Genomic DNA, 22,391 nt, shown 5'->3' on the forward strand with positions numbered 1-22,391 from the left:
AAGAAATAAGAGCTTTTACCGCCCGCTTCGCTGGAGACGCCGAGTGCGCGGAGAAAAGAAAAAAATGACAAAAGAAGAAGAAATCAGCGGTCGGATTCTCGCCCAGTTTCCCTTCCTTGACGGGAAAACGCGGGTTCAGCGCGCGCGGCGGATCTGGGTGGAGACGCCCGGCGACAAATTTGACGGCGTGCTGAACTGGCTGGTTGACAAGGAAGCTTTCAATAATTTATGCACGATCACCGGCCAGGACGAAGGCGAGGTGTTTTCAATCACCTATCACCTGGCGCGCAAGGACGGGATTGTCCTGAACCTGAAGGTAATGGTTGCCAGGCAAAAACCGGAATGGAAGTCGGTCGCTTCGTGGTTTCCGGGCTGCGTTAATTATGAGCGCGAAATTGCCGGCCTGTTCGGGGTGCAGTTTGCAAATCTGCCGCCCGGGCCGCGTTATCCGCTGCCCGACGACTGGCCGGAAGGGGAATATCCCCTGCGCAAGGACTGGAAACAGGAAAATCCGGACGGGGAAAACAAATGAGCAGAATAAAAATACCGATCGGCCCCCAGCACCCGGCCCTGAAGGAGCCGGAAAATTTCCAGCTGGCCCTGGAAGGCGAAAGGATCATGGAGGCCGGCATGCGCCTCGGTTACAATCACCGCGGCATGGAAAAGGCCTGCGAGCAGCGTTCCTACATTCAGGATATTTACCTGCTGGAACGGGTTTGCGGCATCTGCTCGCATTCGCATTCCACCTGTTTCGTGCAGGCCGTTGAGGAAATTGCCGGTTTGCAGATTACTCCGCGGGCGGCTTATATCCGCGTTTTAATCGGCGAACTGGAAAGAATTCACAGCCACATGCTCTGGTTCGGCGTGGCCGCGCACGAGGTTGGTTTTGACACGCTCCTCATGTACAGCTGGCGCGACCGCGAGATTGTCATGGACTTGCTGGCCGAAATCAGCGGCAACCGCGTCAATTACGCCATCAACACCATCGGCGGCGTGCGCCGGGATATTACTCCCGAACTTTCCGCCCGCATCGCCCAAGGCATTGACCGGCTTGAGGAAAGGACCAAATATTACATTCAGGTCGCCACCGAGGAGGCCACCCTGATCGCCCGGCTCTCCAAAGTCGGGTTTCTTTCAAAACAAGACGCCCTGGCGCTCGGCGCCATCGGACCCACCGGCCGGGCCAGCGCCGTGGACAGCGACACGCGCCGCGACGATCCCTATGCCGTTTATAACGAGCTGGCTTTCAAGGTGATCACCGATGAGCACTGCGACGTCTACGGCCGCACGCTGGTGCGTCTCGGCGAGTTGATGGAAACTTATAAAATAATCCGGCAGGTTCTGGAACGGCTCCCGGAAGGGCCGCTCACCGTGAAGGCCCCGCGCAAAATCCCGGCCGGCGAGGCTTTCAGCCGCTACGAGGCGCCGCGCGGCGAGGACGTCCATTACGTCCGCTCCAACGGCACCGAAAAGCCGGAGCGGGTGAAAGTCCGCGCGCCGACGCTGGCCAACCTGGCTTCGGTCGCCAAAATGCTGGAAAATAATTACCTGGCCGACGCCCCGATTATCATTGCCGCCATTGATCCCTGCTTTTCCTGCACCGACCGGGCGCTGGTTCTGAAAGAAGCCAACGGGCGCAACCGCCGTTCAATGGAATGGGACGCATTAAGAACTTACGGCATTGAATGGCATCGCCGCCGCGGTATTGATTTCGCGGGCGCCGGCAAGCGTCTTCTCAAACTGATGGAGGGGCATTGATGGCAACCGCTTTGTTTAATTTGCTGGTTTTCCCGGGTTTGCTTTTCGTGATTATCGGCGGTCTGGCGTTTGAATACATTGACCGCAAGGTGCACGCCCGCATGCAGAACCGCATCGGACCGCCCTGGTTCCAACCCTTTGCCGACCTCGTTAAACTGCTGGCGAAAGAATCCATCGTGCCGGAAAACGCCGACCGCCGTCTGTTCCAATTGATACCGGTTGTTGCCCTGGCCGCGGTTGTTACCTCTTTTTTGTATATCCCGCTCTGGAAAAGCGCGGCTCTCTATTCCTTTAGCGGAGACCTGATCGTGGTTTTTTATCTGTTGACCATTCCTTCCATGGCTCTTTTCCTGGCCGGCTGGGGCGCCGTTTCGCTGTATTCGCTGATCGGCGCCGTGCGTTGTCTGACCCAGCTTTTTGCCTACGAGGTGCCGTTTTTCATGGGGATTCTGGCGCCGTGTATTCTGGCCGATACCTGGAGCCTGAGCGGTGTGGCGGATTATTACCAGAAAGCGCCGGCCCTTGCGCTGGTCAACGTGATTGGATTTGGAGTGGCCCTGGTCGCGCTTCTGGGAAAACTTGAAAAAGTGCCTTTTGACATTCCCGAGGCGGAGACGGAAATCGTGGCCGGGCCCCTCACCGAATACAGCGGCTGGATGCTGGCCTTGTTCCGTTTGACGCTGGATATAGAGCTCTTTGTCGGGGCTTCCCTGCTGGCGGCGGTTTTTCTGCCGTTCGGATTCAATCTGCCCGGCTGGGGGGGATTCATCGTTTATGTCCTGAAACTTCTGGCCGTTGTGGGTCTGCTTACGCTTTTACGGACGCTTTTCGCCCGCCTGCGTTTGGAGCAGATGGTGGATTTCTGTTGGAAATATCTGGCGCCGGCGGCCTTGTTGCAGTTGGTCATCAGTTTAAGCTGCAAGGCGGTCTTAAATGCGGGATAACAAAATTCCATGATAAAAATCGGAAAAATGCTGCAGCAGCTCTTGAGTTCGCTGGGGGAAAAACCGGCCACGCACCGTTATCCTTTTGAACGGGTGTCCCTGCCGCCCCGCTTCAGGGGAAAACTCAAATTTTATCCGGAGAAGTGCATCGGCTGCCGGCTCTGCATGCGGGATTGCCCCTCGGCGGCCATCCAGATAAATAAAATCGGCGAAAAACGGTTTGAAGCGGTTATCAGCCTGGACCGTTGCATATATTGCGCGCAATGTGTTGATGTCTGCCCGAAGAAAGCGCTTGAAATCACTTCTGAATTTGAGCTGGCCCAGTTGGACCGCAAAAACCTGAAAGCCGTCTTTTCGCCGCCGGCCGAGCCGCCGTCCGCCGGACAAGCCGGCGCAACCAATGCTTCTCCTGAAACAAAAGCTCCGGAAGGCGCTTGAAAATTACGGTCGGGTGGCTGTCCTCGGCGTCGGTTCGGAATTGCGCGGCGATGACGCCGCCGGCCTGCTGGCGCTGAGCTATCTTCAGAAAAAAAAATATCCCGCCCCGCAATCACGGACTCGTTTTGTCAAGCGTGCCGGCGGCGCCGCCCGCCCGGCGCGCAAGGGGCCTGTCTTAAAATTGTTCAATGGCGGCACCGCCCCCGAAAACCTGACCGGTGAAATCAGGCGTTTTCGCCCGGATTGTTTGATAATAATAGACGCGGCCGACCTCGGGAAACGGGCCGGCGCGGTTGCGCTGGTTGAGCTTGAAAAAATCGCCGACGCTTCATTTTCAACGCATAAACTTCCGCTGAAACTGATGCTTGATTACCTTGCCGCCGAAACGAAGCTTGCCTTTGTCTTTCTCGGCATTCAGCCCAAAAGCCTGGAATTTGGCGCTCCGGTTTCAGAGCCGGTCCGCCGCGCCGCGCGGGACCTGGCCGGTTTCCTGGCGGCCGTTTTGTGGTAATTAAATGTATAGGGATTTTAATCTTGCCGCAAAAGAGCGCAAAATCGTGGGTAGGAGCCGAACCCCTGTTCGGCGATGCATCTGGTGTTTGGAATCGCCGCATGGGGATGCGGCGCCTACGTCTATCAAATACAGTTGCCGCTTTTGGCGGGCTAATTCAATGCATAGGAATTTCAAAGTTGTCTATTTTTTGTAGGGGCTTCGCTCGTCGAAGCCCTCTGAAGGGGCGCGACAAGCACGCCCCCTACATGCGAAAAATAACAGTTGCCGCCTTTTGGCGGCTTAATTTAATGGTCTGTCTTTTGCGCCCCGGCTGTTGCCAGCTTGAAGAGGCGGTGTTTATCCCATATTTCCACGAGGCCGTGTCCGGGGCCGGCCGGATCGTCGGGCAGCGCGAAACGGAGTTCAAAATCTCCCCGTGAAACTTCGCGCGCCGGAAGCCATATATCCGGGGCATTGCCGTTTCCGCGCAGGCCGGCCGTGATTTCAATCGGGATGCCGGTATGGGAGACGCGGCAAAGCAACGCTTTGCCGCCGGCATCGGGCTTGTTTTCCAGGAACCGGAATTCATGGCTTCCGCCCATGACCGACACGCGCGGCAGGGCGAGGAGGTTCGCGCCGGGGCCGATTGATGTTACCGCGTCTTGGCAGACGACCGCAGTCTGGAACCCGGCCTCTCGGGCGGCCTGGATTGTTTTTTCATTGTATTCCCCGTGGGGATAGCTGAAGGAATGCGGTTTTTTAATGCCGTGCAGAATCAGTTGCCGCCGGCATTCCGCCATCTGCCAGGCGGGATTGGCGTCAACCACCAGGTTTGCGTGCGTATGCGAATGCCCCCCAAAGACGAACGTGCGTCTCTTCTGCATTGCCAGCGCTTCCGGCCAGACCAGGCAGTCTTTTCCCTCATACTGCCGCCGCTCCGCCGCCGTTTCCGCCACCCGGCCGGTAATCAGGTAAATAATGGCGCGGAAACCGTTTTCATTCAGGATGGGCTCAACGCGCGTCAGGTTGCAGAGATAACCGTCGTCAAAAGTGATGATTATCGGCCGCCGCGGCAAGGGGCGGCGCCACTTGCGGTGCGCGGCAAGGTCGGACGGCAATATTGTCTGAAACCCCTGTTCGCGCAGAGAGGACATTTGGGAGCGGAAGATTTTGGCCGGCACGCACCAAGCGCTGTTGGTTTTATCGCCCACCTCATGGTACATCAGGACGGGCACAGGGCGTGATTTTCCCGCCTCCCGGCGGAACGCGCCGACACCGCCGGCGATCACGGCAATTGCCGCCAGAACGCCCAATGTGCCGTAAAAGATATTCCTGTTCATGTCCTCTGACGCCAGAGCAACCAAAGATTTGGTTGCGGCTATATGCCGCCTTAAAACATATAGGATGTGTTAAAAAAGATGTAAATCTGTTTTTCGCGGGCGGTATTGATGGATTGAACCACCGTGTTGTGCTCCCCGTCAAGGGTATAGCCGTAGTCGTCCCCCGAGCCGAAAATGTAGTTGACGCCCAGCGACATCGTAACGTTATCCAGCTCGCGTCCGACGCTGGCGGTGAGGCCGTATTCGTCTATCTGGCCGGGGTAGCCCTTTTCCTGCTCCTTTAAATCGGCGTCGGGGGCGGCGGAGAAGGCGGTGTAGAAACCGGCGCGGATGGGATACGCGTTTGCGATGTAATATTCCGCGCCGACATTGACGTCCACCACGGACCGGTTGATGTATTCCGCGATGGCCGGTTCGCCTGTTTCGTCCAGCGTGCCGTTGAGCCGGTTATAAGAATTAGCCAGGTGCCAGGTCAGGTCAAGCCCGATTCCGAACGCTTTTTCCTTTTCCCATCCCGCGCCGACCGTGAATTTTGCCGGAATTTTATATTTGGCGTCCATATTGTCGGCGTGGCCGAAATCCTTGATGAAAACTCCATCCTGATAAGCTTCTTCGTTGGCCTGGTATTCTCCGTTGCCCCAGATGTCAATGGCCGGGCACTGGGCCGACAGACCGAAGCGCCAGCGCTCGGTGGGGCGATACTGCACGCCGGCCATGCCCAGCAAGCCGAAGGTTTTGTATTTCAGGTTTCGCGTGCCGGTGTATGAAATCGTGTCAAGGTAAACAGTCTGGAGGGAACTGTAGTTGCGGTAAATGCCGTAGATCCCGATGCCGACCGACCATTTTTCAGAGAAGGCGTGCGCCGCGGAAGGTCCGATCATCAGGGTCTGGTCGTCAATGGTGATGTTGTAATAGTTATGGTCCCTGGGGAAGGCCAGGATATCGGACAGGGAATAGCGCGCGGGCACAAAAGCGCCCAGGCCGATGGCGGTTTGCGGCGCGGCAAAGAAGACCATGCCCATGGCCGGCGGCACGGTGATGAATGACGAAGTTTTAGCGTCTTCGGCCGGATAGAGCGCGTCATCGGCGTTGTATTTCTGCCAGCCGTACAAACTGGCCGAAACGGATATGGTGCGCTGTTTTGTGTAAGCCAGGCCGGCGGGGTTGTAATAGGCGGCGTCCAGGGCCGTGCCCAGAGCCGCGCCGGCGCCGCCCATGCCTGCCGCGCGATCGCCGATGACATATTGTTGGTAGTTGGCTTCGTTGGCCCGGGTGTTCAATGCGCAGAAAAAAATTGCGCCGATAACCACGGCGCTGAAAACCGGACTGATTTTGATGGCTTTTATGTGCATTTGTTATTTTCCTTGTCGTTTTACAGAATGGGCCGCGGTTGTTCGCCGCCGTGCGAATTGATAATAACTGCAAAAGCTAATTATTAAAATACAATCTGTCAAGATTTTTCCGCTTAATCATAAAATCAGGCACATTAAAAAATATCGCTTTTTTTACGGCAGCAGTTATGATAAATCTTCATTTTGTTACGGTTGATTTGGCGGCTATAAAATGAACCCGGCTTTTTCCAGAAATATTCTTATCCAGGCGGCCTTGCTGATGGGTTTCTGGCTGGCATTGAGCGGCATCATGGATGTCTTTCATGTTGCCATTGGCGCCGTGGCGGTGGCGCTGGTGATCGTGCTCAGCCGGCGGACGCGGAACCGCCCGTCCGCCGGGGAAGAGAAGGTTCCCGGCGTGCGTTTGAACTTATTTCGCTTCCTACTCTTTATTCCCTGGCTGGTAAAGGAGATTGTTGTCGCCAGTTTGCAGGTTGCTTATATTGTCCTGCATCCGCGCGTGCCGGCCGATCCCGTGCTCCTGCGGTTCAAGACACGCCTGCCCGGCGCGGGCGCGCGGGTCATCCTGGGCAATTCAATCACCTTGACCCCGGGCACCCTTACTTTGCGGATTTGGCAGGATGAATTTCTGGTGCATGCGCTTTCCCCCGTCAGTTTTGGAGGTATAGTGAACGGAACATTGCCACGGCAGGTGGCCCGGCTCTATTCGCCGGCGGGACCGCAAAGCCCGGCCGGCCCGGTTTATGATCTGGTAGTTATCAAATCAAAAAAGGAGTTGTAATGGCAACCCCGTTTACCATTATGGCGGTAATTCTTACCGTCATCATTTTTATTCCGCTCTACCGGGTGGTGAAAGGGCCGACCCTCTGGGACCGCATGCTCGGGGCCGGCGCGATCGGGTCCAAAACCATGGTTCTGATCTGCATCATCGGGGTTCTTTACGATCGGATGGACATGTTTGTTGATATTGCCCTGGCCTATGCCGCTTTGAATTTCATCAGTGTAATCGCCATTGCGCGTTATTTGAATACCGCGAGGCCCAAAAATGGCTGATATTCAGGATATTATCGCGGTGATCATGGTCAGCGCCGGCGCGTTTTTCATGCTGATCGGCGGAATCGGCATCATCCGTTTGCCGGACTTTTTTGCGCGCACCCATGCCATCGGAAAAAACGATACCTTGGGAATCATGCTTATACTGGGCGGGTTGGCGGTGCATGTTGGTTTCTCTTTGATCAGCGTCAAGCTGGTTATTGCCCTGCTCTTTGTGGGGCTTACCAATCCCACCGCTTCCCATGCCCTGGCCCAGTCGGCCATTGTGTCCGGCCTGAAGCCATGGTTCCGCGGGGATGAGCCGGATTCCGGGGGGGAGGCATAAAATGCACTGGGAACTGGAAATCACGCTCTTTGTCTTCCTGATTGTTACCGCCGTCATCGCGCTTTCCGTCCGGGATCTGCTGACTTCGGTGGTGATCTTGAGCGTCTACAGTTTTCTGGCCGCGCTGATTTTTGTTTCAATCGGAGCGATTGACGTGGCCTTTACCGAGGCGGTCGTGGGCGCCGGCATTGTCGGCGTCTTCCTCGTCATAGCCATTTTTAAAACCACCCGGAGGTGCCAGGATTGAAATGGATTAATTTTTTACTGCTGGCTGCGTTTCTCGGGCTGATGCTCTATGCCGCCGCCGGTCTGCCCGGCCGCGCCGATCTGAACGCGCCTTTCAACCGTGATTTCAGTCCGGCCGGCACGCCGAACGCCGCCAATTATTATATTCATAATGCGTATAAAGACGCCCATACTCCCAATATCGTGACCGTGGTGCTGGCGGATTATCGCGGTTACGATACCCTGGGGGAAGAGACCGTGATTTTGACCGCCGGCCTGATCTGTTTTCTGATTCTGTTCCGGCCGGAGAAGAAAAACCATGCGACAGTCTGAAAATGATCCCATTACCCTGCTGGTGAGCCGTTTATTGACTCCTTTTATCATGCTTTTCGGGATTTATGTGATCTTTCATGGCCATTACAGTCCCGGCGGCGGTTTTCAGGGCGGCGCTATGCTGGCCGCCGCCTTGATTCTAACGCGGCTGACTTCCGGCATCAGGAACGCTCAACCGCAGTTTCAATCATCCCGCGCCATCCCTTTGGGGGCGTTGGGAGTGTTGATTTTTTTCGGGACCGGGCTGACGGCCATGCTGGCCGGCGGCGATTTTCTGGACTACAAATTTCTACCGCTGGCCGGATACGGCGCGGCCGTGCTGCGTTCTTACGGTATTCTTATCATTGAAATCGGCGTGGGATTGGCGGTCATGGCGATTCTGGTTGGAATTTGTGATAATCTTCTGGAGGACACGGACAATGCTTGATTTTTTGCTTGGCCATTATGCCTATTGGTTTATCCTGGCGCTTTTGACCATCGGACTCTATGGGATGATTATGAAAAGAAACCTGGTCAAAAAACTGGTCGGCATGACCATCCTGCAGTCGGCCATCATCCTTTTCTGGGTGGTCATCGCCTCAAAGTGGAATGCCACGGTGCCGGTCATAGTTCCCGAAATACCCTGCTCACAGGCGGCCAATTATATCAATCCTCTGCCCCATACCCTTATGCTGACCGCCATCGTGGTCGGGGTGGCCACCCTGGGAGTGGCGCTGGCCCTGCTGATTATTATCTATCGCAATTATAAAACTCTTGAAGAAAATGTCTTAATTGACAGGATGAAATGACTCTCCCGAATTCGCCGGCTTTGATCCCGGTTATTTATCTGGCCGCTTCTCTGTTTATCGCCCTTGCGGGCATGCGCCGCAAAAGGACGGCTTATCCGCTGGCGCTTTTCGCCGCCGCCGCGGCTTGTTCGGTCGCCATATTTAATATTCCCCTGGCGCTGTGCGCCGGAGCGGTCCATTACTGTTTTGGCGGATGGCCTCCGCCCATCGGGATTGAATATGTCCTGGATCCCCTCTCGGCCTTTGTAACCGCCGTGATGGCTTTGATTTCTCTGGCCGTCCTGATTCATTCCCGCCGTTCCGTGCCGCTTGAGCTGGCCGGAAAAGAGGCCCCTTACTACACCGTCCTGATGCTTTTATTGTGCGGATTCAACGGCATTGTGCTGACGGGAGACTTTTTTAATCTCTATGTCTTTCTGGAAATCGCTTCGCTGGCGGGATACGGCCTGGTTGGCCTGGGCGAAAAGCGGTCGCCGGTGGCCGCTTTCCGGTACCTGATCATGGGCACCCTGGGCGCTTCTTTTTACCTGATGGGGCTTGCCTTTCTCTATCTGGCCACTGGCTCCCTGAACATGGCGGATGTTGCGCGCATTCTTCCCCATGTTTCCGGCGCCCCGGTTTTATTCACAGCCGTCTCTCTGATGACCATCGGCCTGGGCATTAAAATGGCGGTCTTTCCCCTGCACGGCTGGCTGCCGGACGCCTATACCTATGCGCCTTCCACCTCCGTGGCCATTCTGGCGCCTCTTGGAACCAAAATCGCCGCCTATGCCATTATCCGCGTGTTGTTTTATATTTTCGGTGTCCAGTATGTGAGCCGTGATTTTCCCGTCACAACCGTGATCGGCTGGCTTTCCGCATTTGGAATCATTTACGGCTCAATAATGGCCATGACCCAGACGGAATTGAAGCGCATGCTGGCTTACAGCAGTGTGGCGCAGATCGGTTATATCGGCATGGGGATTGGCCTTGCCTCGCCCCTGGGATTGATCGGGGCGGTCCTGCATGTGCTCAATCACGCGTTCATGAAAGCCTGCCTGTTCCTGGTGGCCGGCAATCTCCGCGCCCGGGCCGGACATACCCTGATCTCCGCCTTGAACGAATCATACCGCAGGAAAATGCCCTGGACTTTCGCGGCCTTTACGGTCGCGGCCCTTTCCATGATCGGCGTCCCGCCCCTGGCCGGTTTTTTCAGCAAGTGGTACCTGGCCCTGGCCGCCATTGACGCAAACAACTGGATTTTCCTGGCGGTTATTCTGCTCAGCAGTCTCTTGAACGCAGTCTATTTTTTCAACATACTGGAGCGGGTCTATCTCCGGCCTTCCGGCGCCTCCGTTCCGGAAGCGCGATCCGGGGCGGAGCTTGCCGGGCCGCAAAGTGAAGCCTCGCCTTCATTGCTGGCGCCAACCCTGGCGCTGGCGCTCGGCATCCTGGCATTGGGATTGTTCAATGCTGTGATAGTTAAAAAACTGATTCTGCCGATGCTCCCCGCGGGCATGTGAGAATTTCGGGGGTATCCTGCCGTCTTCCGGCTGATTCCGGGTTTGACGTTGGGTTGTCAGGCTGAAAGTCGTTCCGGCAAACCGCGGCACAACCAAGTCAAATGCCCGGCCGGGGCTATGCCGGCCGCCGCCGCGCGCCAAGCCGCTTTTTGATTTCAATTGCCGTGAAGATAATCAACCCGATGGCGGTAATTTTTATCCAGGCCGGCCCGCTGATCGGCGCGCTGTGAAACAACTTGTTCATGAAAGGCGCATAGGTGAAGAGCAGTTGCGCCGCGAGCATGGTCGCTATGCCGCCCGCGATCCACATGTTGGAAAAGAAGCCCAGCGAGAAAAACGAGCGCGTGAGCGAACGGCAGTTCAAGAGGTAGAATGTTTCCACGATAACGATCGTATTAACCACCGCGGTCCGGGCCTCGGGCAGGGTTGTGCCCTGGTTCTTTTCCATGAGGAAGACCGCAAATCCGCCCGCGACCATGAAAATTGAGACGAGCGCTATCCGCAGGATTAACAGCGGAGTCAGAATCGGCTGGCCGGGATCGCGCGGCGGCCGCGACATAAGGCTCTGTTCCTTGGGCTCAAAAACCAGCATCAGGCCCAGCAGCAGGGCGGTGCTCATGTTGATCCACAAGAGCTGGACCGGCAGGACCGGCAGGGCCGTGCCGAGAAGAATCGCGGCCAGGATGAGCAGTCCCTCGCCGCCGTTGGTCGGCATGGTCCAGGTGATGAACTTGGTAAGATTGTCAAATACATTCCGTCCTTCCTCCACCGCCGCCTCAATTGAGGCAAAGTTGTCGTCGGCCAGAATCATGTCCGCCGCGCCCTTGGCCACATCCGTGCCGGTGATTCCCATGGCCACGCCTATATCGGCCTGCTTGAGAGCGGGGGCGTCGTTCACGCCGTCGCCGGTCATGGCCACGATGTGGCCGCGGCTTTGCAGGGCGCGCACGAGGCGCAGTTTTTGCTCGGGCGCGACACGCGCAAATATGGCCGCGCGTTCGGCGGTTTCCGCCAGTTGATCGTCGGGGATTTGCTCCAGTTCGCCGCCGGTTACGGCCTCCGCTTGTCCGGTGCTGCCTTTTCCGCCGTGCAGGCCGAGTTGCCGGCCGATGGCGCTGGCCGTGCCCTTGTGGTCTCCGGTGATCATCTTTACTTCAATTCCGGCGCTTTGACATTGCGCTACCGCGCGGATGGCTTCCGTGCGCGGCGGATCAATCATGCCCTGCAGTCCCAGCAGGGTGAGGCCGCCCGCCACGTCTTCATGCGCGAGCTTTGCGTGGTCCGCCGGGACGCGGCGGCGCGCGAAGGCCAGCACGCGCAGTCCCTGCGCCGTCATTTCTTCAACGGCGCGATTGGCCGCGCCGGCATCAAGCGGGATTTCGTTTCCGGCGCCGTCAAGGACTTTGGCGCAGCGGGCCAGCAAACGTTCCAGCGATCCTTTCTTGTAGATCGTGCGGCCGCCGCCGTCGCGGTGCAGGGTGGCCATGAACATGTGCTCGGACTCAAAAGGGATCACATCCACGCGCGGGAGGCGCGCGGCGGTTTCCTGAGGGTCAAATCCGGCTTTTTGCGCGGCCACGATAAGCGCGGCTTCGGTGGGATCGCCTTCCACCTTTAGCCGGCTTTCGTGGCGCGCGAGCTGGGAATCATTGCAAAGTAAACCGGCGAGCAGGCATTCATTCAGCGCCGGGCTTGTTTTCAAATCCGCATGCCGGCCGCCGCTCATTATTTCACCGGCTGGTTCGTAGCCGCCGCCGGTAACTTCAAACACCTCCCCGCCGGCCCAGATGCGGCTGACGGTCATTTGATTTTCAGTGAGCGTGCCGGTTTTATCCGAGCAGATAACGGTTGTGCTGCCGAGCGTTTCCACGGCGGGCATCTTGCGGATAATGGCGCGGCGCTTGGCCATGCGGGCGACGCCGATGGCCAACGTGATGGTTACGGCCGCCGGCAGACCCTCGGGAATCGCGCCGACCGCGAGCGCCACCGCCGCCATAAACATATCCGCCACTGACTCGCCGCGCAGTAATCCCACCACAAAAGTCAGCGCTGCCAGGCCAAGGATCACATAGAGCAGAAGCCGGCTGAATTCGGCGATCTTGCGCGTGAGCGGCGTGGACAGGTCCACCGCCCCGGAAATCATCGTGGCAATGCGGCCCATCTCGGTCCGGTTGCCGGTGGCGACGACCACGCCTTCGGCCTGGCCGTAAGTGACGAGCGTGCCGGCGAATCCGTAATTTCTGCGGTCGCCCAGCACGGTATCGGCGGGCAGCAACTGGACGTTTTTCTGCGCCGGCACGGACTCGCCGGTGAGCGCGGCTTCCTCCACCTGGAGACTGCGGACCGCGAACAGGCGCAAGTCAGCGGGCACGCTGTCGCCGGATTGCAGCAGGACGATATCGCCCGGCACCAGTTCGGCCGAGGGAACGCGCTGTTTGCGGCCCGCGCGTCGCACGGTTGCTTCGGTGCGGACCATTTTGGCCAGCGCCTCAATGGCCCGTTCGGCTTTGAATTCCTGAATGAACCCGACGATGGCGTTAACAATGACCACGCCGAAAATGACGGCCGCATCCACCCACTCGCCCATCGCGGCGGAAACGGCGGCGGCGGCGAGCAGGATGTAGACGAGCGCCTGATTGAACTGCTGAATGAATTTCAGCCAGGCCGGAGTGCCGCGCCGCGCGGTCATCTGGTTCAGGCCGTACTCGGCCCGGCGGCGTTGCGTTTCTTCGGCGGAAAGGCCCTCTTGAAAATTTACCTCCAACCGCCGGGCGGCTTCTTCCGCCGGCAGTTGGTGCCATCGGGTTTCATGTAAAGGGGGTGTGATCATATGCTGAAATCTTCCATTTGAATTTATATTCCGGACTTTTAACAACTCAAGCGCGGGAAAGCAAACCAAAAAAGACGGCCGAATTACAGGCTTCTCTAAATCGGATGTTTGTGCTACAAAACATCCGCGTTATTATTTACGGCCAAACTCCGGCAGCAGCATAAAAAGCGCGCAATTCAGCAGCCGGAATGCGGGGCAAAATTAAGCGAAAGTTTTATGAGCATGGATACAGTCTATACATCTTTTGTGCCGCTCTGCGCCGTGCTGGTTTCTTTGCTGGCGGTCCCCTTGATTCTTTTCAGTTCGCGTCATCCCAACCTGCGGGAGTTCTGGACAATCCTGGCCGGCCTGATAAAATTCGGTCTGGTTCTTTCGCTTGTTCCGGGCGTTCTGGAAGGACGCATGGCGGTCTTTCGTCTCATGGAAATCTCGCCCGGCATTGAGCTGGCCCTCAAAGCCGATGCCTTCGGCGTATTTTTTGCGATAATCTCTTCCGGCCTGTGGATTCTGACTTCCTTTTATTCCATCGGATATATGCGGGGCCTGGCCGAGCACAAGCAGACCCGCTATTTTTCCTGTTTCACGGTGTGTCTTTCGGCCACGATCGGCATTGCCTTTGCGGCCAACCTGCTGACCTTCGTGGTCTTTTACGAAATCCTGACCGTTGCCGCCTATCCGCTGGTCATTCACAAGGAGACCAGGGAAGCCGTTCTGGCCGGTAGAAAATACCTGCTTTACACCCTTACGGCCGGCGTGCTCTTGATCGCCGCCACGGCCTGGACCTATCAAATCAACGGCAGCCTGGATTTCAAACCGGGCGGCATGTTCACGGATATTTCATTTTCTTCCGGCACGCTCACGGCATTGTTCTTCCTGTTCCTGGGCGGAGTGGGGGTCAAGGCCGCCATTATGCCTCTCCACAGCTGGCTGCCGACCGCCATGGCGGCGCCCACGCCGGTCAGCGCCCTTTTGCATGCGGTGGCGGTGGTGAAAGCCGGCGTATTCGGAATTGTCCGCGTGGCGGGATTCGTTTTCGGCCCGGAACTGATGCGGGCATTCGGATTAAACACAATCCTGGCGGTGTTCGCGGGCGCCACCATTATTCTGGCCTCTTTGCTGGCATTCAAGCAGGATAATTTGAAGCGGCGGCTGGCTTACTCCACCATTGCGCATTTATCCTATGTGGCGCTCGGAACGGCCTTGTTATCCCCGGCGGCATTTGCGGGCGGGATCATGCACATCGCCAGCCATGCCGTTATGAAAATCACGCTCTTTTTCTGCGCCGGTGCCATTTATGTGACTTTGCGCAGGGAAAATGTCAGCGAATTGGACGGGGCCGGCAAAATCATGCCTTTGACTTTTCTGGCCTTTGCCGCGGTGGCCGCCGGGCTGGCCGGCATTCCGCCGCTGAACGGGTTTGTCAGCAAGTGGTATCTCGGGCTCGGCTCTCTGCAGGCGGGGACATGGATCCCGCTTGCCATCCTGATAATCAGCGGACTGCTCAACATCGGTTATTTATTTCCGGTTGTGTATCGCGCCTTTTGCAAACCGGCCGCGGAATCGTTTCGCCGGCCCGGCGGCGCTGAAAACCTGCGCGGAAAATGGGAGGCTTCGCCGGCCATGCTGGTCCCGCTTCTCATCACCGCCTTGTTTTCCATTTTGCTCGGCCTGAATCCCGACTTGTTTTTCCATTTTTACCGCCTGGCCGTCCAAATCAGCGCCGGCGTGCTGGGGGGAGGGGGACTATGAACACATGGCGCTGGATTATGCTGGGCATAATAGCCCTTCTTTCTGTTTTTGTTGCGGCGTCCCTGCCGGGCGAGCCGGCGCATGGTTACTGGTGGGACCGTATTCCGGCGTTCTATATTTTTTACGGCTTCGCCGGATGCGTCCTGATCATCGTGTTTGCAAAAACGCTTGGCAAACTGTTCCTGCAGAGAAAAGAGGATTACTACGATGATGTTGACTGAACTCTTTTTTGCGGCGGCAAGGATGGCGGTTCTTCCCGCGGTTATCCTTGTCTTGGGCGCGCTGGCATTGCCGTTGCTCCCCCGTGCGCATCGGTCGTTTTTCTTTCTGGCATTTCCGCTGCTGGCCCTCTATGCGGTCTGGGCCCTGCCGGGCGAGCCGGCGGTCGCCATCCGGGTCATGGACTATCAACTGATCCTTTTCCAGGCTGATTCTCTCAGCCGGGTGTTTGGCACCGTGTTCAGCCTGATCGTTTTTATCGGTGGTATTTACGCGTTTCATCTGCGGGACACCGGCCAGCAAAGCACGGCCCTGCTCTATGCTGCCGGCGCATTGGGCGTAACGTTTGCCGGTGATTATTTTACCCTGTTTATTTTCTGGGAAATTATGGCGGTGGCCTCAACATTCCTGGTCTGGGCGCGGCGTACGCCCGAGTCCGGCCGGGCGGGAATGCGCTACCTACTGATGCATGTCTTCGGTGGCGGCCTGCTTTTTGCCGGCATTCTCCTGTATTATCTTCAGAACAACTCATTGCTTCTGGAAAAATTATTGCCGGACGGGTCCGCGGCCGCCTGGTTTATCATGGCCGGAGTGGCCTTGAATGCGGCGGTTCCGCCCCTGCATGCCTGGCTCACGGACGCCTATCCCAAAGCCACGGTTACCGGCGCAGTGTTTATGAGTGCGCTCACCACCAAGACGGCGGTGTATGTGCTGATCCGTCTTTTTCCCGGCTGGGAAATTCTGCTTTACTTAGGCGTGATGATGGCGCTGTACGGCGTGGTGTTCGCCGTGCTAGCCAATGATATCCGCGAAATTCTTGCCTATCATATCGTCAGCCAGGTGGGCTACATGGTGGCCGGGGTGGGAATCGGAACCGAGATGGCTTTAAACGGTTCAACCGCCCACGCTTTCAGTCATATCCTTTATAAAGCGCTCCTGTTCATGGGTGCCGGGGCGGTTTTACAGACCACCGGCAAAAGCAAGCTTACCGAATTGGGCGGTTTGGCAAAGTCCCAACCGCTGATGCTCTGGCTGTATATGATCGGGGCCTTTTCCATTTCCGGGTTTCCGTTATTCAACGGATTTATTAGCAAATCCATGGTGGTTGCCGCGGCTGGCGAGGCCCATTACGGGTGGGCAGTGCTTCTTTTATTACTTGCCTCGATGGGAACATTTCTTCATACCGGATTGAAGTTGCCGTATTTTACCTGGTATGCCGAGGATCGTTGCATCACGCCCCTGAAAGCGCCTAAAAATATGCTGATCGGAATGGCCCTGGCGGCATTTCTATGCATGCTTTACGGAGTCATGCCCTCTTTACTCTACCGAATATTGCCTTATTCTGTTGACTACCGGCCTTACACCATTGCCCATCTGGCGGAAACCACCCAAATCCTGATATTTACTTTTGTGGGTTTCTGGGTTTTAAGGGAAAAACTGGCCGGAACATCAACCATAACCTTGGATACAGATTGGTTTTATCGCTGGCCGGCACGACCGGTGCGGCGCTATTTTGTGGATACCGTGGATGCTGTGTTTAGCGCCGCCGAAACCTTCATTTCCGGCCTCGTCCGCTCTCTGGCGGCTTTCCGGCATAATCCGGCCGTTATTTTCAGCCACGCGGCCGGACGGCAAACTTTCAACCCCGACTTCTACCGCCCCGCCACGCAGTTTTTGATTGTCGCGGTTCTGCTTGTCTTTGTGATTCTGGCGGCGTGGGGGTTGTTGGCGGCCGGCAAATTCCGGTGAAGCGATTTTTAAAACGGTCCGGCATGCATTCCGGCGTGCTGCGATCGGTTGTTGAATTTCATGAACTGGCGGTTTTAGCGCCAGTTTGAAAATCATCATTCCATTTTCCCATCGGTAAAAATTTTCCTGATTTTATTCGCCGCATTTTGTGGACAGGTCCGGGAAAATATGGATAATATCCGAACCTATGCGGGAATTTTTATTTCAGACCAGCATTGCCGGCATTGAGATATGGCGTGTCCTTGTTTTTTTTGCGGCAATTTTGCTGGCCCTTGTCGCGGGGCGGCTGGCCCGTTTTTTCATGGAGCGGGCGGCTAAACATTCGCGCGCCCGGGGCCGGGAATTGCCGGGCCTGGCCTGCGCCGCGCTGGCGCGGCCGGTTGTCATGGCGGCTTTTACGCTGGGCTGGTGGTTCGGCATAACCGCGCTGGCGAGCGCCGGTCCGGCTATCATAAGCGCGGCCGAGACCGTCGGTTACATCCTGAACGCCATTGCCATCGGCTATGCGCTTTACGCGCTGGTTGATGTCGTTGACCATTATCTCCTCAATCTTGCCGCGAAAACCGAAAGCAAAGTGGACGACGTGCTCGCGCCGCTGGTTGGTAAAAGTCTCCGGATCACCGTTTTTGTGCTGGTGCTGGTCAATGTTATCCAGCAAATCAGCGGCAAGAGCATCACCACCATCCTGGCCGGGCTGGGGGTCGGCAGTCTGGCCGTCGCGCTCGCGGGCAGGACACGATAAGAAACTTTTTCGGCTCGCTGGTCATTCTTGCGGACAAGCCGTTTGAGATCGGCGAGCGGATCGTCTTTGACGGGCATGACGGTCCGGTGGAACGCATCGGTTTTCGTTCAACGCGAATCCGCACGCTGGAAGGGCACCAGGTAACCATCCCGAATTCGGAGATGGTCAACAAAACCTTGCAGAACATCGGCAAGCGTCCGTATATCCGCCGGCTGGCGAACATCACTATCACCTACGGCACGTCCCCTGAAAAAGTTCAACGCGCGCTGGATATCATCAAGGAAATTTTAAGCAATCACGAGGGCATGAACCCCGAATTTCCCCCGCGCGTTTTTTTCAGCGGCTTCAACGATTCTTCCCTGAATCTCATGATGCTTTACTGGTATCACCCGCCGGATTACTGGAAATACATGGCATTTTCCGAACAGGTCAATTTTCTGATCCTGGAACGCTTCAACGCCGAAGGCATTGAGTTTGCCTTCCCGAGCCAGACGGTTTATCTTGCCGATGACGCCAAGCGCCAGGCGGCATTAAACAGTTATCAATAAAATTCTGCGCAAGAAGCGCAGGATTTTATTGCAAATATTTTCTGATTATGATCATGCTGGCAGAAGCTGACCGCGTAATAATGGAATAAGCGTCATTTTCTTTAATTTCAAGGAGGCAGCGACGATTAATTTAAGGCATAGGAATTTCAAAGACATATGTTCGTCCGAAAATCCCGTAGGGGCGTCGCTTGACGACGCCCGCCGGAAGGGCTTCGCAAGCGAAGCCCCTACGTCGAACGGGATAATAGTTGCCCCCGATGCGCTTCGCGATCGGGGACCTAATTCAACGTATAGGAATTTCAATGTTGTCTATTTTTTGTAGGGGCTTCGCTCGTCGAAGCCCTCTGAAGGGGCGCGACAAGCACGCCCCCTACATGCGAAAAATAACAGTTGCCGCCTTTTGGCGGCCTAATTGACCGAGAGCAGTCAAATGATACTTGTAGGAACAGACAGCTTTTTTGATCAGTCCATGGTAGCGCAGACGCTGGCAAATGCGCGAAATTTGCGCCGATGTTTTGTCCAGTCGTTTCCGCAGGTCGGCGTTGCGGAACCCGAAGGATTGGGCTTGGCCTTGGGCCACCGTCAGGAAGACCTGTTCATCGTCTTCGTCAAAGAGATTATTGAAACAGGCGGTGCCGTCGCGGTGTTCCACCTTGCTAATGATCCGGTCGAAACACGAATAGGCGCCGAGAATATCATCGGCATGTCGTTCAAGAAAAGATGTTTGCATAGTGAACCTCCTTGTTGGGAGGCTGTTGTATCAGAAAGTTATCACCCGGCATAGCCGGAACCCTTTATGGTTCCGGCTATGCCGGGTTGGGGTTATTGCGCGGTCAACAATAATGAATGCGCTGGACTGGAGTATTGTCGCCGTTTACATGCTCGGCATGATCGGTTTGTCCCTGTGGCTGGGCCGGACCCAGCGGACAGGCAGGGATTATTTCGTGGGCGGCAACCGGGTCGGCCACTGGGCGATCGGGATATCCATCCTGGCCACCCAGTGTTCCACCAACAGCCTGATGGGCGCGCCCGCCTTCGTCATAGCCGTCGGCGGCCTGCTCTGGCTGCAATACGAACTGGCCGTGCCGCTGGCGATGATCGGCATCATGATGTTTCTTTTGCCGTTTTTCCGGAGCCAGCGCGTCGTGTCGGTCTATGAATATCTGGGACGTCGTTTCGGGCCGGGCAGCCGGATGATGCTTTCGCTCCTTTTTCAGTTCCTGCGCGCCTTTTCCACGGGGGTGACGGTCTACGGTATTTCGCTGGTCATCCAGCAATTGATTGGTTTGCCGTTCTGGGCGGCGGTGCTGCTGATCGGCGCCGTGGCGCTGGTATATGAATTCCTGGGCGGCATCCGGGCCGATATCTATTCGGACGTGATTCAAATGATTGTTCTTTACGCCGGCATTGCGGTCTGCCTGGTCTACGCCGTGCATCTGGCTGGCGGCTGGCGCGAGATTATCGCTGTTTTCCCGGTTGACAAGGCGCGCACGCTTGATTTCGGGAGCATGGGATTTTCCGGCGCCAACCCGTTCGCTTTCTGGCCGATGCTGCTCGGCGGATTCTTTCTCTACCTGAGTTATTACGGCTGCGACCAGACCCAGGTCCAGCGCGGGCTTTCAACGCGGGACGTGGACGGCACCAACATGGCGCTTTTTATCAACGGGATGCTGCGGTTTCCCTTGACCCTGACCTATTGCCTGATCGGGGTGGCGATCGGCGCCTACCTGATCAAGCATCCGGATTTCCTGCGCTATCTGGCCGATCCTGCCACCAACGCCGTGAACTACAATCTGGCGGTGCCTTCCTTCTGCCTGCATGTTCTGCCACATGGCGTGATCGGCTTGATCATGGTGGCCATGTTCGCCGCGGCCATGTCGTCGCTGGATTCAACGATCAACTCGCTTTCCGCCCTGACGATCCGCGACGTGGTTGAACGTTTCCGTTCCGAGCCCTTCGGAGAACGCGAGCTGATGCGCTGGGGCCGGCTGATAACCGTCGGCTGGGGAATTCTCTGCATGGCTTTTTCATTTTTTGTCGGCGACATTTCCCCTTCCATCATTGAGGCCATCAACAAGATCAGCTCGCTCGTCAACGGCCCGATCCTGGCCGCGTTTCTCCTGGCCATCCTGACCAGGCGCGCCAACGACCCGGGCGTCATGATCGGGATCGCGGCCGGATTCGGCGCCAACCTCATGACCTGGCTTCTGCTGCCGGGCGTCTCCTGGCTCTGGTGGAACGTCAGCGGCTGCCTGGTAACGTTTGGGATCGGATACGGAGCAAGCTTCCTGTTCCGCGCGCGGGTGGTTCCGAACCTGGAAACGCTGGTTTATCATGCCGATGCGGCGCGGCAGTTCAATTATCGCCGGAATTGGCGCGTTTATCTGTGGATTCTGGCCGGGTATTTCCTTGTGATGGTCGCCGTTCTTAAAGGCATAGAATTAATTTTCGGTCTTTCCGCAAATTAAACTCCACATGGCGTTTAATGCCTGCTATAAACAGATTCCATGCAGCCTCAAAACAGACCCATGGCGGCCATCATCGGGCGTCCGAATGTCGGCAAGTCGTCTATTTTCAACCGGCTGGCCGGCCGCCGGATCGCCATCGTCCACGAGGAGGCGGGCGTCACCCGCGACCGGATTATCTGTCCCGTCCGGCTTCAAAGCCGCCGCGCCGATAACGCGGCGCAGCCGCGTGTGATTGATCTGGTTGACACGGCCGGGCTTGTTTTGCCGGAAGGTGAAAACGCGGATGCCGGAAACGAATGGGAGCAAAGCGCCGTTTCCATTGAGGCGGCCGTGCGCCGCCAGGTTGGCCTTGCCCTGCGCGAAGCCGGCGCGGTCGTCTTTGTCGTTGATGCCAGGGCCGGCGTGCTGGCGGCGGACGAGAGAACGGCCGCCCGGCTTCATAAAAGCGCCTTGCCGGTCCTGCTGGCCGTCAACAAGGCCGATAACGCCGAGCTTGACTTTCACGCGCTTGATTTTGAAAGATTCGGGTTCCCGGTTTTTCCCGTTTCCGCGCTGCACAACCGCGGGTTTGAAGATTTGATTGAAAAATTGTCCGCCCTTTTTCCTCCCGGCGCGGAGGAGGCTTTGCCCGGGTTGCGCGTGGCCGTTGTCGGGCGCCCGAACGTGGGTAAATCCATGCTGGTCAACCGCCTCGCGCGCGGCGAACGCGTGATCGTGTCCGGCGAGCCGGGCACGACCCGCGACAGCATCGCCGTTCCGTTGACGGCAAAATCTGGCGCGCCGCCGGGCGGATATATCCTGATTGACACGGCCGGTTTGCGCGCCGCAAACAAGCTCAAACACGCCGTTGACGGGTTCGGGCGCCTGCGCGCCCTGGAAAGCATCGGTTCCGCGGATATTGCCGCGCTGGTGATTGACGCGACCGTCGGGCCGACCGCCTATGATAAAAACATCGCGGCGCAAATAATGGCCCGGAAAAAGGGTTGCATGATTATCGTCAATAAATGGGACCTCACGCCGCGGGCGTCCCGGAGCGCCTGCCGCAAGGCCCTTTATGCGGTTTTGCCGTTCATGAATTTTGCGCCGGTGGTCTGCGTCTCCGCCGCCACGGGGTTCAATACGGGGGAGATAATTGAAACAATAAACTATGTCGCGGAACAGAACCGGAAAAAAATCCCCACCGGCATCCTCAATCGCGCCCTGGAAAAAATCGGCGCGCGTTTCCAGCCGCCGCTGGTGCGGGGCAAAAGGCTGAAGGTTTTTTACGCCGTCCAGACCGCGGTGCGGCCGATTACCTTCTTGGTTTTTGTCAATGATCCCGCCCGGGCGCCTGAAAATTACGAGAGGTATCTGGAAAATTCTCTCCGCGGAATTTTCGGCCTGGAAGGCGCCCCGCTTGTTTTCAAATTCAGGCGCCGGGAGTCAAAGACGGCGGTATTTTCATCGCAGTCAGGCGGTAAAACCGGTTGACAAAACGCTCCGGGCGCGGATAGAATTGGCCTGACCGGGGGGTTTTTATTTGCGGCGATACGGTC

The 22,391-nt window shown here is 56.9% G+C and carries 24 protein-coding genes; 20 read left to right on the top strand and 4 right to left on the bottom strand.

Going from position 1 to position 22,391, the window contains the following annotated elements; translation table 11 throughout:
- The first annotated feature begins 64 nt into the window (after positions 1-64).
- The 5 genes from PHP98_01945 to PHP98_01965 are packed head-to-tail and all read left to right on the top strand — an operon-like array spanning position 65 to position 3,651.
- Positions 65-532: an NADH-quinone oxidoreductase subunit C gene (locus PHP98_01945; protein MDD5482404.1), complete on the top strand. Its 468-nt coding sequence runs from the start codon at positions 65-67 to the stop codon at positions 530-532.
- Complete coding sequence (locus PHP98_01950; GenBank protein MDD5482405.1) at positions 529-1,758, top strand: nickel-dependent hydrogenase large subunit; 1,230 nt, start codon at positions 529-531, stop codon at positions 1,756-1,758. The genes PHP98_01945 and PHP98_01950 overlap by 4 nt, the downstream gene beginning before the upstream one ends.
- Positions 1,758-2,702 (top strand): NADH-quinone oxidoreductase subunit H, encoded by a 945-nt coding sequence (locus PHP98_01955; GenBank protein ID MDD5482406.1) that lies wholly within the window; start codon positions 1,758-1,760, stop codon positions 2,700-2,702. Before PHP98_01950 ends, PHP98_01955 begins: the two co-directional genes overlap by 1 nt.
- 9 nt (positions 2,703-2,711) lie before the next feature.
- Complete coding sequence (locus tag PHP98_01960) at positions 2,712-3,140, top strand: 4Fe-4S binding protein (GenBank protein MDD5482407.1); 429 nt, start codon at positions 2,712-2,714, stop codon at positions 3,138-3,140.
- A complete protein-coding gene (locus PHP98_01965) occupies positions 3,103-3,651 on the top strand; it encodes a hydrogenase 3 maturation endopeptidase HyCI (protein MDD5482408.1) in 549 nt (182 codons plus the stop codon). The genes PHP98_01960 and PHP98_01965 overlap by 38 nt, the downstream gene beginning before the upstream one ends.
- Positions 3,652-3,938: 287 nt before the next feature.
- On the opposite strand, the gene PHP98_01970 is transcribed toward PHP98_01965, so the two are convergent.
- Together PHP98_01970 and PHP98_01975 are read right to left on the bottom strand one after the other, a co-directional pair.
- Positions 3,939-4,973 (bottom strand): polysaccharide deacetylase family protein, encoded by a 1,035-nt coding sequence (locus PHP98_01970; protein MDD5482409.1) that lies wholly within the window; start codon positions 4,971-4,973, stop codon positions 3,939-3,941.
- A gap of 50 nt (positions 4,974-5,023) precedes the next feature.
- The gene (locus PHP98_01975; GenBank protein ID MDD5482410.1) at positions 5,024-6,325 is read right to left on the bottom strand and encodes an outer membrane protein transport protein; all 1,302 of its coding nucleotides are present in this window, start codon (positions 6,323-6,325) and stop codon (positions 5,024-5,026) included.
- A 211-nt stretch (positions 6,326-6,536) separates the two neighbouring features.
- On the opposite strand from PHP98_01975, the gene PHP98_01980 reads away from it, so the two are divergent.
- From PHP98_01980 to PHP98_02015, 8 genes are read left to right on the top strand one after another with little or no spacing between them, the layout of a single operon-like run.
- A complete protein-coding gene (locus PHP98_01980; GenBank protein MDD5482411.1) occupies positions 6,537-7,106 on the top strand; it encodes a Na+/H+ antiporter subunit E in 570 nt (189 codons plus the stop codon).
- Positions 7,106-7,378, top strand: coding sequence for a monovalent cation/H+ antiporter complex subunit F (locus tag PHP98_01985; protein MDD5482412.1), 273 nt, complete (start codon positions 7,106-7,108; stop codon positions 7,376-7,378). Before PHP98_01980 ends, PHP98_01985 begins: the two co-directional genes overlap by 1 nt.
- Positions 7,371-7,703, top strand: coding sequence for a monovalent cation/H(+) antiporter subunit G (mnhG, locus tag PHP98_01990; GenBank protein MDD5482413.1), 333 nt, complete (start codon positions 7,371-7,373; stop codon positions 7,701-7,703). Before PHP98_01985 ends, mnhG begins: the two co-directional genes overlap by 8 nt.
- A gap of 1 nt (position 7,704) precedes the next feature.
- The gene (locus PHP98_01995; GenBank protein ID MDD5482414.1) at positions 7,705-7,950 is read left to right on the top strand and encodes a DUF4040 domain-containing protein; all 246 of its coding nucleotides are present in this window, start codon (positions 7,705-7,707) and stop codon (positions 7,948-7,950) included.
- Complete coding sequence (locus PHP98_02000) at positions 7,947-8,261, top strand: hypothetical protein (protein MDD5482415.1); 315 nt, start codon at positions 7,947-7,949, stop codon at positions 8,259-8,261. Before PHP98_01995 ends, PHP98_02000 begins: the two co-directional genes overlap by 4 nt.
- Positions 8,248-8,688, top strand: coding sequence for an MnhB domain-containing protein (locus PHP98_02005; protein MDD5482416.1), 441 nt, complete (start codon positions 8,248-8,250; stop codon positions 8,686-8,688). Before PHP98_02000 ends, PHP98_02005 begins: the two co-directional genes overlap by 14 nt.
- A complete protein-coding gene (locus PHP98_02010; GenBank protein ID MDD5482417.1) occupies positions 8,681-9,049 on the top strand; it encodes a cation:proton antiporter subunit C in 369 nt (122 codons plus the stop codon). Before PHP98_02005 ends, PHP98_02010 begins: the two co-directional genes overlap by 8 nt.
- The gene (locus tag PHP98_02015) at positions 9,046-10,551 is read left to right on the top strand and encodes a monovalent cation/H+ antiporter subunit D family protein (GenBank protein MDD5482418.1); all 1,506 of its coding nucleotides are present in this window, start codon (positions 9,046-9,048) and stop codon (positions 10,549-10,551) included. Before PHP98_02010 ends, PHP98_02015 begins: the two co-directional genes overlap by 4 nt.
- Positions 10,552-10,666: 115 nt before the next feature.
- Here the strand turns inward: PHP98_02015 and PHP98_02020 are convergent, their stop codons facing one another.
- On the bottom strand, positions 10,667-13,381 hold the full coding sequence (locus tag PHP98_02020; GenBank protein MDD5482419.1) for a cation-transporting P-type ATPase: 2,715 nt from the start codon (positions 13,379-13,381) through the stop codon (positions 10,667-10,669).
- 222 nt (positions 13,382-13,603) lie between these two features.
- On the opposite strand from PHP98_02020, the gene PHP98_02025 reads away from it, so the two are divergent.
- From PHP98_02025 to PHP98_02045, 5 genes are all read left to right on the top strand, one after another.
- Positions 13,604-15,130, top strand: a complete 1,527-nt coding sequence (locus tag PHP98_02025) for a monovalent cation/H+ antiporter subunit D family protein (GenBank protein ID MDD5482420.1) — start codon at positions 13,604-13,606, stop codon at positions 15,128-15,130.
- Positions 15,127-15,351, top strand: a complete 225-nt coding sequence (locus tag PHP98_02030) for a hypothetical protein (GenBank protein ID MDD5482421.1) — start codon at positions 15,127-15,129, stop codon at positions 15,349-15,351. Before PHP98_02025 ends, PHP98_02030 begins: the two co-directional genes overlap by 4 nt.
- The gene (locus PHP98_02035) at positions 15,338-17,098 is read left to right on the top strand and encodes a Na(+)/H(+) antiporter subunit D (protein MDD5482422.1); all 1,761 of its coding nucleotides are present in this window, start codon (positions 15,338-15,340) and stop codon (positions 17,096-17,098) included. The genes PHP98_02030 and PHP98_02035 overlap by 14 nt, the downstream gene beginning before the upstream one ends.
- Positions 17,099-17,285: 187 nt before the next feature.
- On the top strand, positions 17,286-17,840 hold the full coding sequence (locus tag PHP98_02040; protein ID MDD5482423.1) for a hypothetical protein: 555 nt from the start codon (positions 17,286-17,288) through the stop codon (positions 17,838-17,840).
- A gap of 47 nt (positions 17,841-17,887) precedes the next feature.
- Positions 17,888-18,388: a mechanosensitive ion channel gene (locus tag PHP98_02045; protein MDD5482424.1), complete on the top strand. Its 501-nt coding sequence runs from the start codon at positions 17,888-17,890 to the stop codon at positions 18,386-18,388.
- Between the two features lie 370 nt (positions 18,389-18,758).
- On the opposite strand, the gene PHP98_02050 is transcribed toward PHP98_02045, so the two are convergent.
- Positions 18,759-19,118: a hypothetical protein gene (locus PHP98_02050; GenBank protein MDD5482425.1), complete on the bottom strand. Its 360-nt coding sequence runs from the start codon at positions 19,116-19,118 to the stop codon at positions 18,759-18,761.
- A gap of 112 nt (positions 19,119-19,230) precedes the next feature.
- Here PHP98_02050 and PHP98_02055 point away from each other — a divergent pair, with 112 nt between their 5' ends.
- Together PHP98_02055 and der are read left to right on the top strand one after the other, a co-directional pair.
- Positions 19,231-20,856: a sodium:solute symporter gene (locus tag PHP98_02055; GenBank protein ID MDD5482426.1), complete on the top strand. Its 1,626-nt coding sequence runs from the start codon at positions 19,231-19,233 to the stop codon at positions 20,854-20,856.
- Positions 20,857-20,895: 39 nt separating this feature from the next.
- Entirely contained in the window at positions 20,896-22,326 is a 1,431-nt protein-coding gene (gene der, locus PHP98_02060) for a ribosome biogenesis GTPase Der (protein ID MDD5482427.1), read from the top strand.
- Positions 22,327-22,391 lie beyond the last annotated feature (65 nt).

It is taken from the genome of Kiritimatiellia bacterium, assembly GCA_028715905.1.
Lineage (GTDB): Bacteria > Verrucomicrobiota > Kiritimatiellia > JAAZAB01 > JAAZAB01 > JAQUQV01.

Excerpts from the sequence above, each read along its gene's own strand:
- PHP98_02020 (MDD5482419.1), bottom strand. The coding sequence starts at position 13,381 with ATGATCACACCCCCTTTACATGAAACCCGATGGCACCAACTGCCGGCG.
- PHP98_02035 (MDD5482422.1), top strand. The coding sequence starts at position 15,338 with ATGATGTTGACTGAACTCTTTTTTGCGGCGGCAAGGATGGCGGTTCTT.
- PHP98_01980 (MDD5482411.1), top strand. The coding sequence starts at position 6,537 with ATGAACCCGGCTTTTTCCAGAAATATTCTTATCCAGGCGGCCTTGCTG.
- PHP98_02030 (MDD5482421.1), top strand. The coding sequence starts at position 15,127 with ATGAACACATGGCGCTGGATTATGCTGGGCATAATAGCCCTTCTTTCT.
- PHP98_01945 (MDD5482404.1), top strand. The coding sequence starts at position 65 with ATGACAAAAGAAGAAGAAATCAGCGGTCGGATTCTCGCCCAGTTTCCC.
- PHP98_01960 (MDD5482407.1), top strand. The coding sequence starts at position 2,712 with ATGATAAAAATCGGAAAAATGCTGCAGCAGCTCTTGAGTTCGCTGGGG.
- PHP98_01965 (MDD5482408.1), top strand. The coding sequence starts at position 3,103 with ATGCTTCTCCTGAAACAAAAGCTCCGGAAGGCGCTTGAAAATTACGGT.
- PHP98_02005 (MDD5482416.1), top strand. The coding sequence starts at position 8,248 with ATGCGACAGTCTGAAAATGATCCCATTACCCTGCTGGTGAGCCGTTTA.
- PHP98_01955 (MDD5482406.1), top strand. The coding sequence starts at position 1,758 with ATGGCAACCGCTTTGTTTAATTTGCTGGTTTTCCCGGGTTTGCTTTTC.
- PHP98_02050 (MDD5482425.1), bottom strand. The coding sequence starts at position 19,118 with ATGCAAACATCTTTTCTTGAACGACATGCCGATGATATTCTCGGCGCC.
- PHP98_01985 (MDD5482412.1), top strand. The coding sequence starts at position 7,106 with ATGGCAACCCCGTTTACCATTATGGCGGTAATTCTTACCGTCATCATT.
- PHP98_01975 (MDD5482410.1), bottom strand. The coding sequence starts at position 6,325 with ATGCACATAAAAGCCATCAAAATCAGTCCGGTTTTCAGCGCCGTGGTT.
- mnhG (MDD5482413.1), top strand. The coding sequence starts at position 7,371 with ATGGCTGATATTCAGGATATTATCGCGGTGATCATGGTCAGCGCCGGC.
- der (MDD5482427.1), top strand. The coding sequence starts at position 20,896 with ATGCAGCCTCAAAACAGACCCATGGCGGCCATCATCGGGCGTCCGAAT.
- PHP98_01950 (MDD5482405.1), top strand. The coding sequence starts at position 529 with ATGAGCAGAATAAAAATACCGATCGGCCCCCAGCACCCGGCCCTGAAG.
- PHP98_02015 (MDD5482418.1), top strand. The coding sequence starts at position 9,046 with ATGACTCTCCCGAATTCGCCGGCTTTGATCCCGGTTATTTATCTGGCC.
- PHP98_02055 (MDD5482426.1), top strand. The coding sequence starts at position 19,231 with ATGAATGCGCTGGACTGGAGTATTGTCGCCGTTTACATGCTCGGCATG.
- PHP98_02040 (MDD5482423.1), top strand. The coding sequence starts at position 17,286 with ATGCGGGAATTTTTATTTCAGACCAGCATTGCCGGCATTGAGATATGG.
- PHP98_01970 (MDD5482409.1), bottom strand. The coding sequence starts at position 4,973 with ATGAACAGGAATATCTTTTACGGCACATTGGGCGTTCTGGCGGCAATT.
- PHP98_02025 (MDD5482420.1), top strand. The coding sequence starts at position 13,604 with ATGGATACAGTCTATACATCTTTTGTGCCGCTCTGCGCCGTGCTGGTT.
- PHP98_01995 (MDD5482414.1), top strand. The coding sequence starts at position 7,705 with ATGCACTGGGAACTGGAAATCACGCTCTTTGTCTTCCTGATTGTTACC.
- PHP98_02010 (MDD5482417.1), top strand. The coding sequence starts at position 8,681 with ATGCTTGATTTTTTGCTTGGCCATTATGCCTATTGGTTTATCCTGGCG.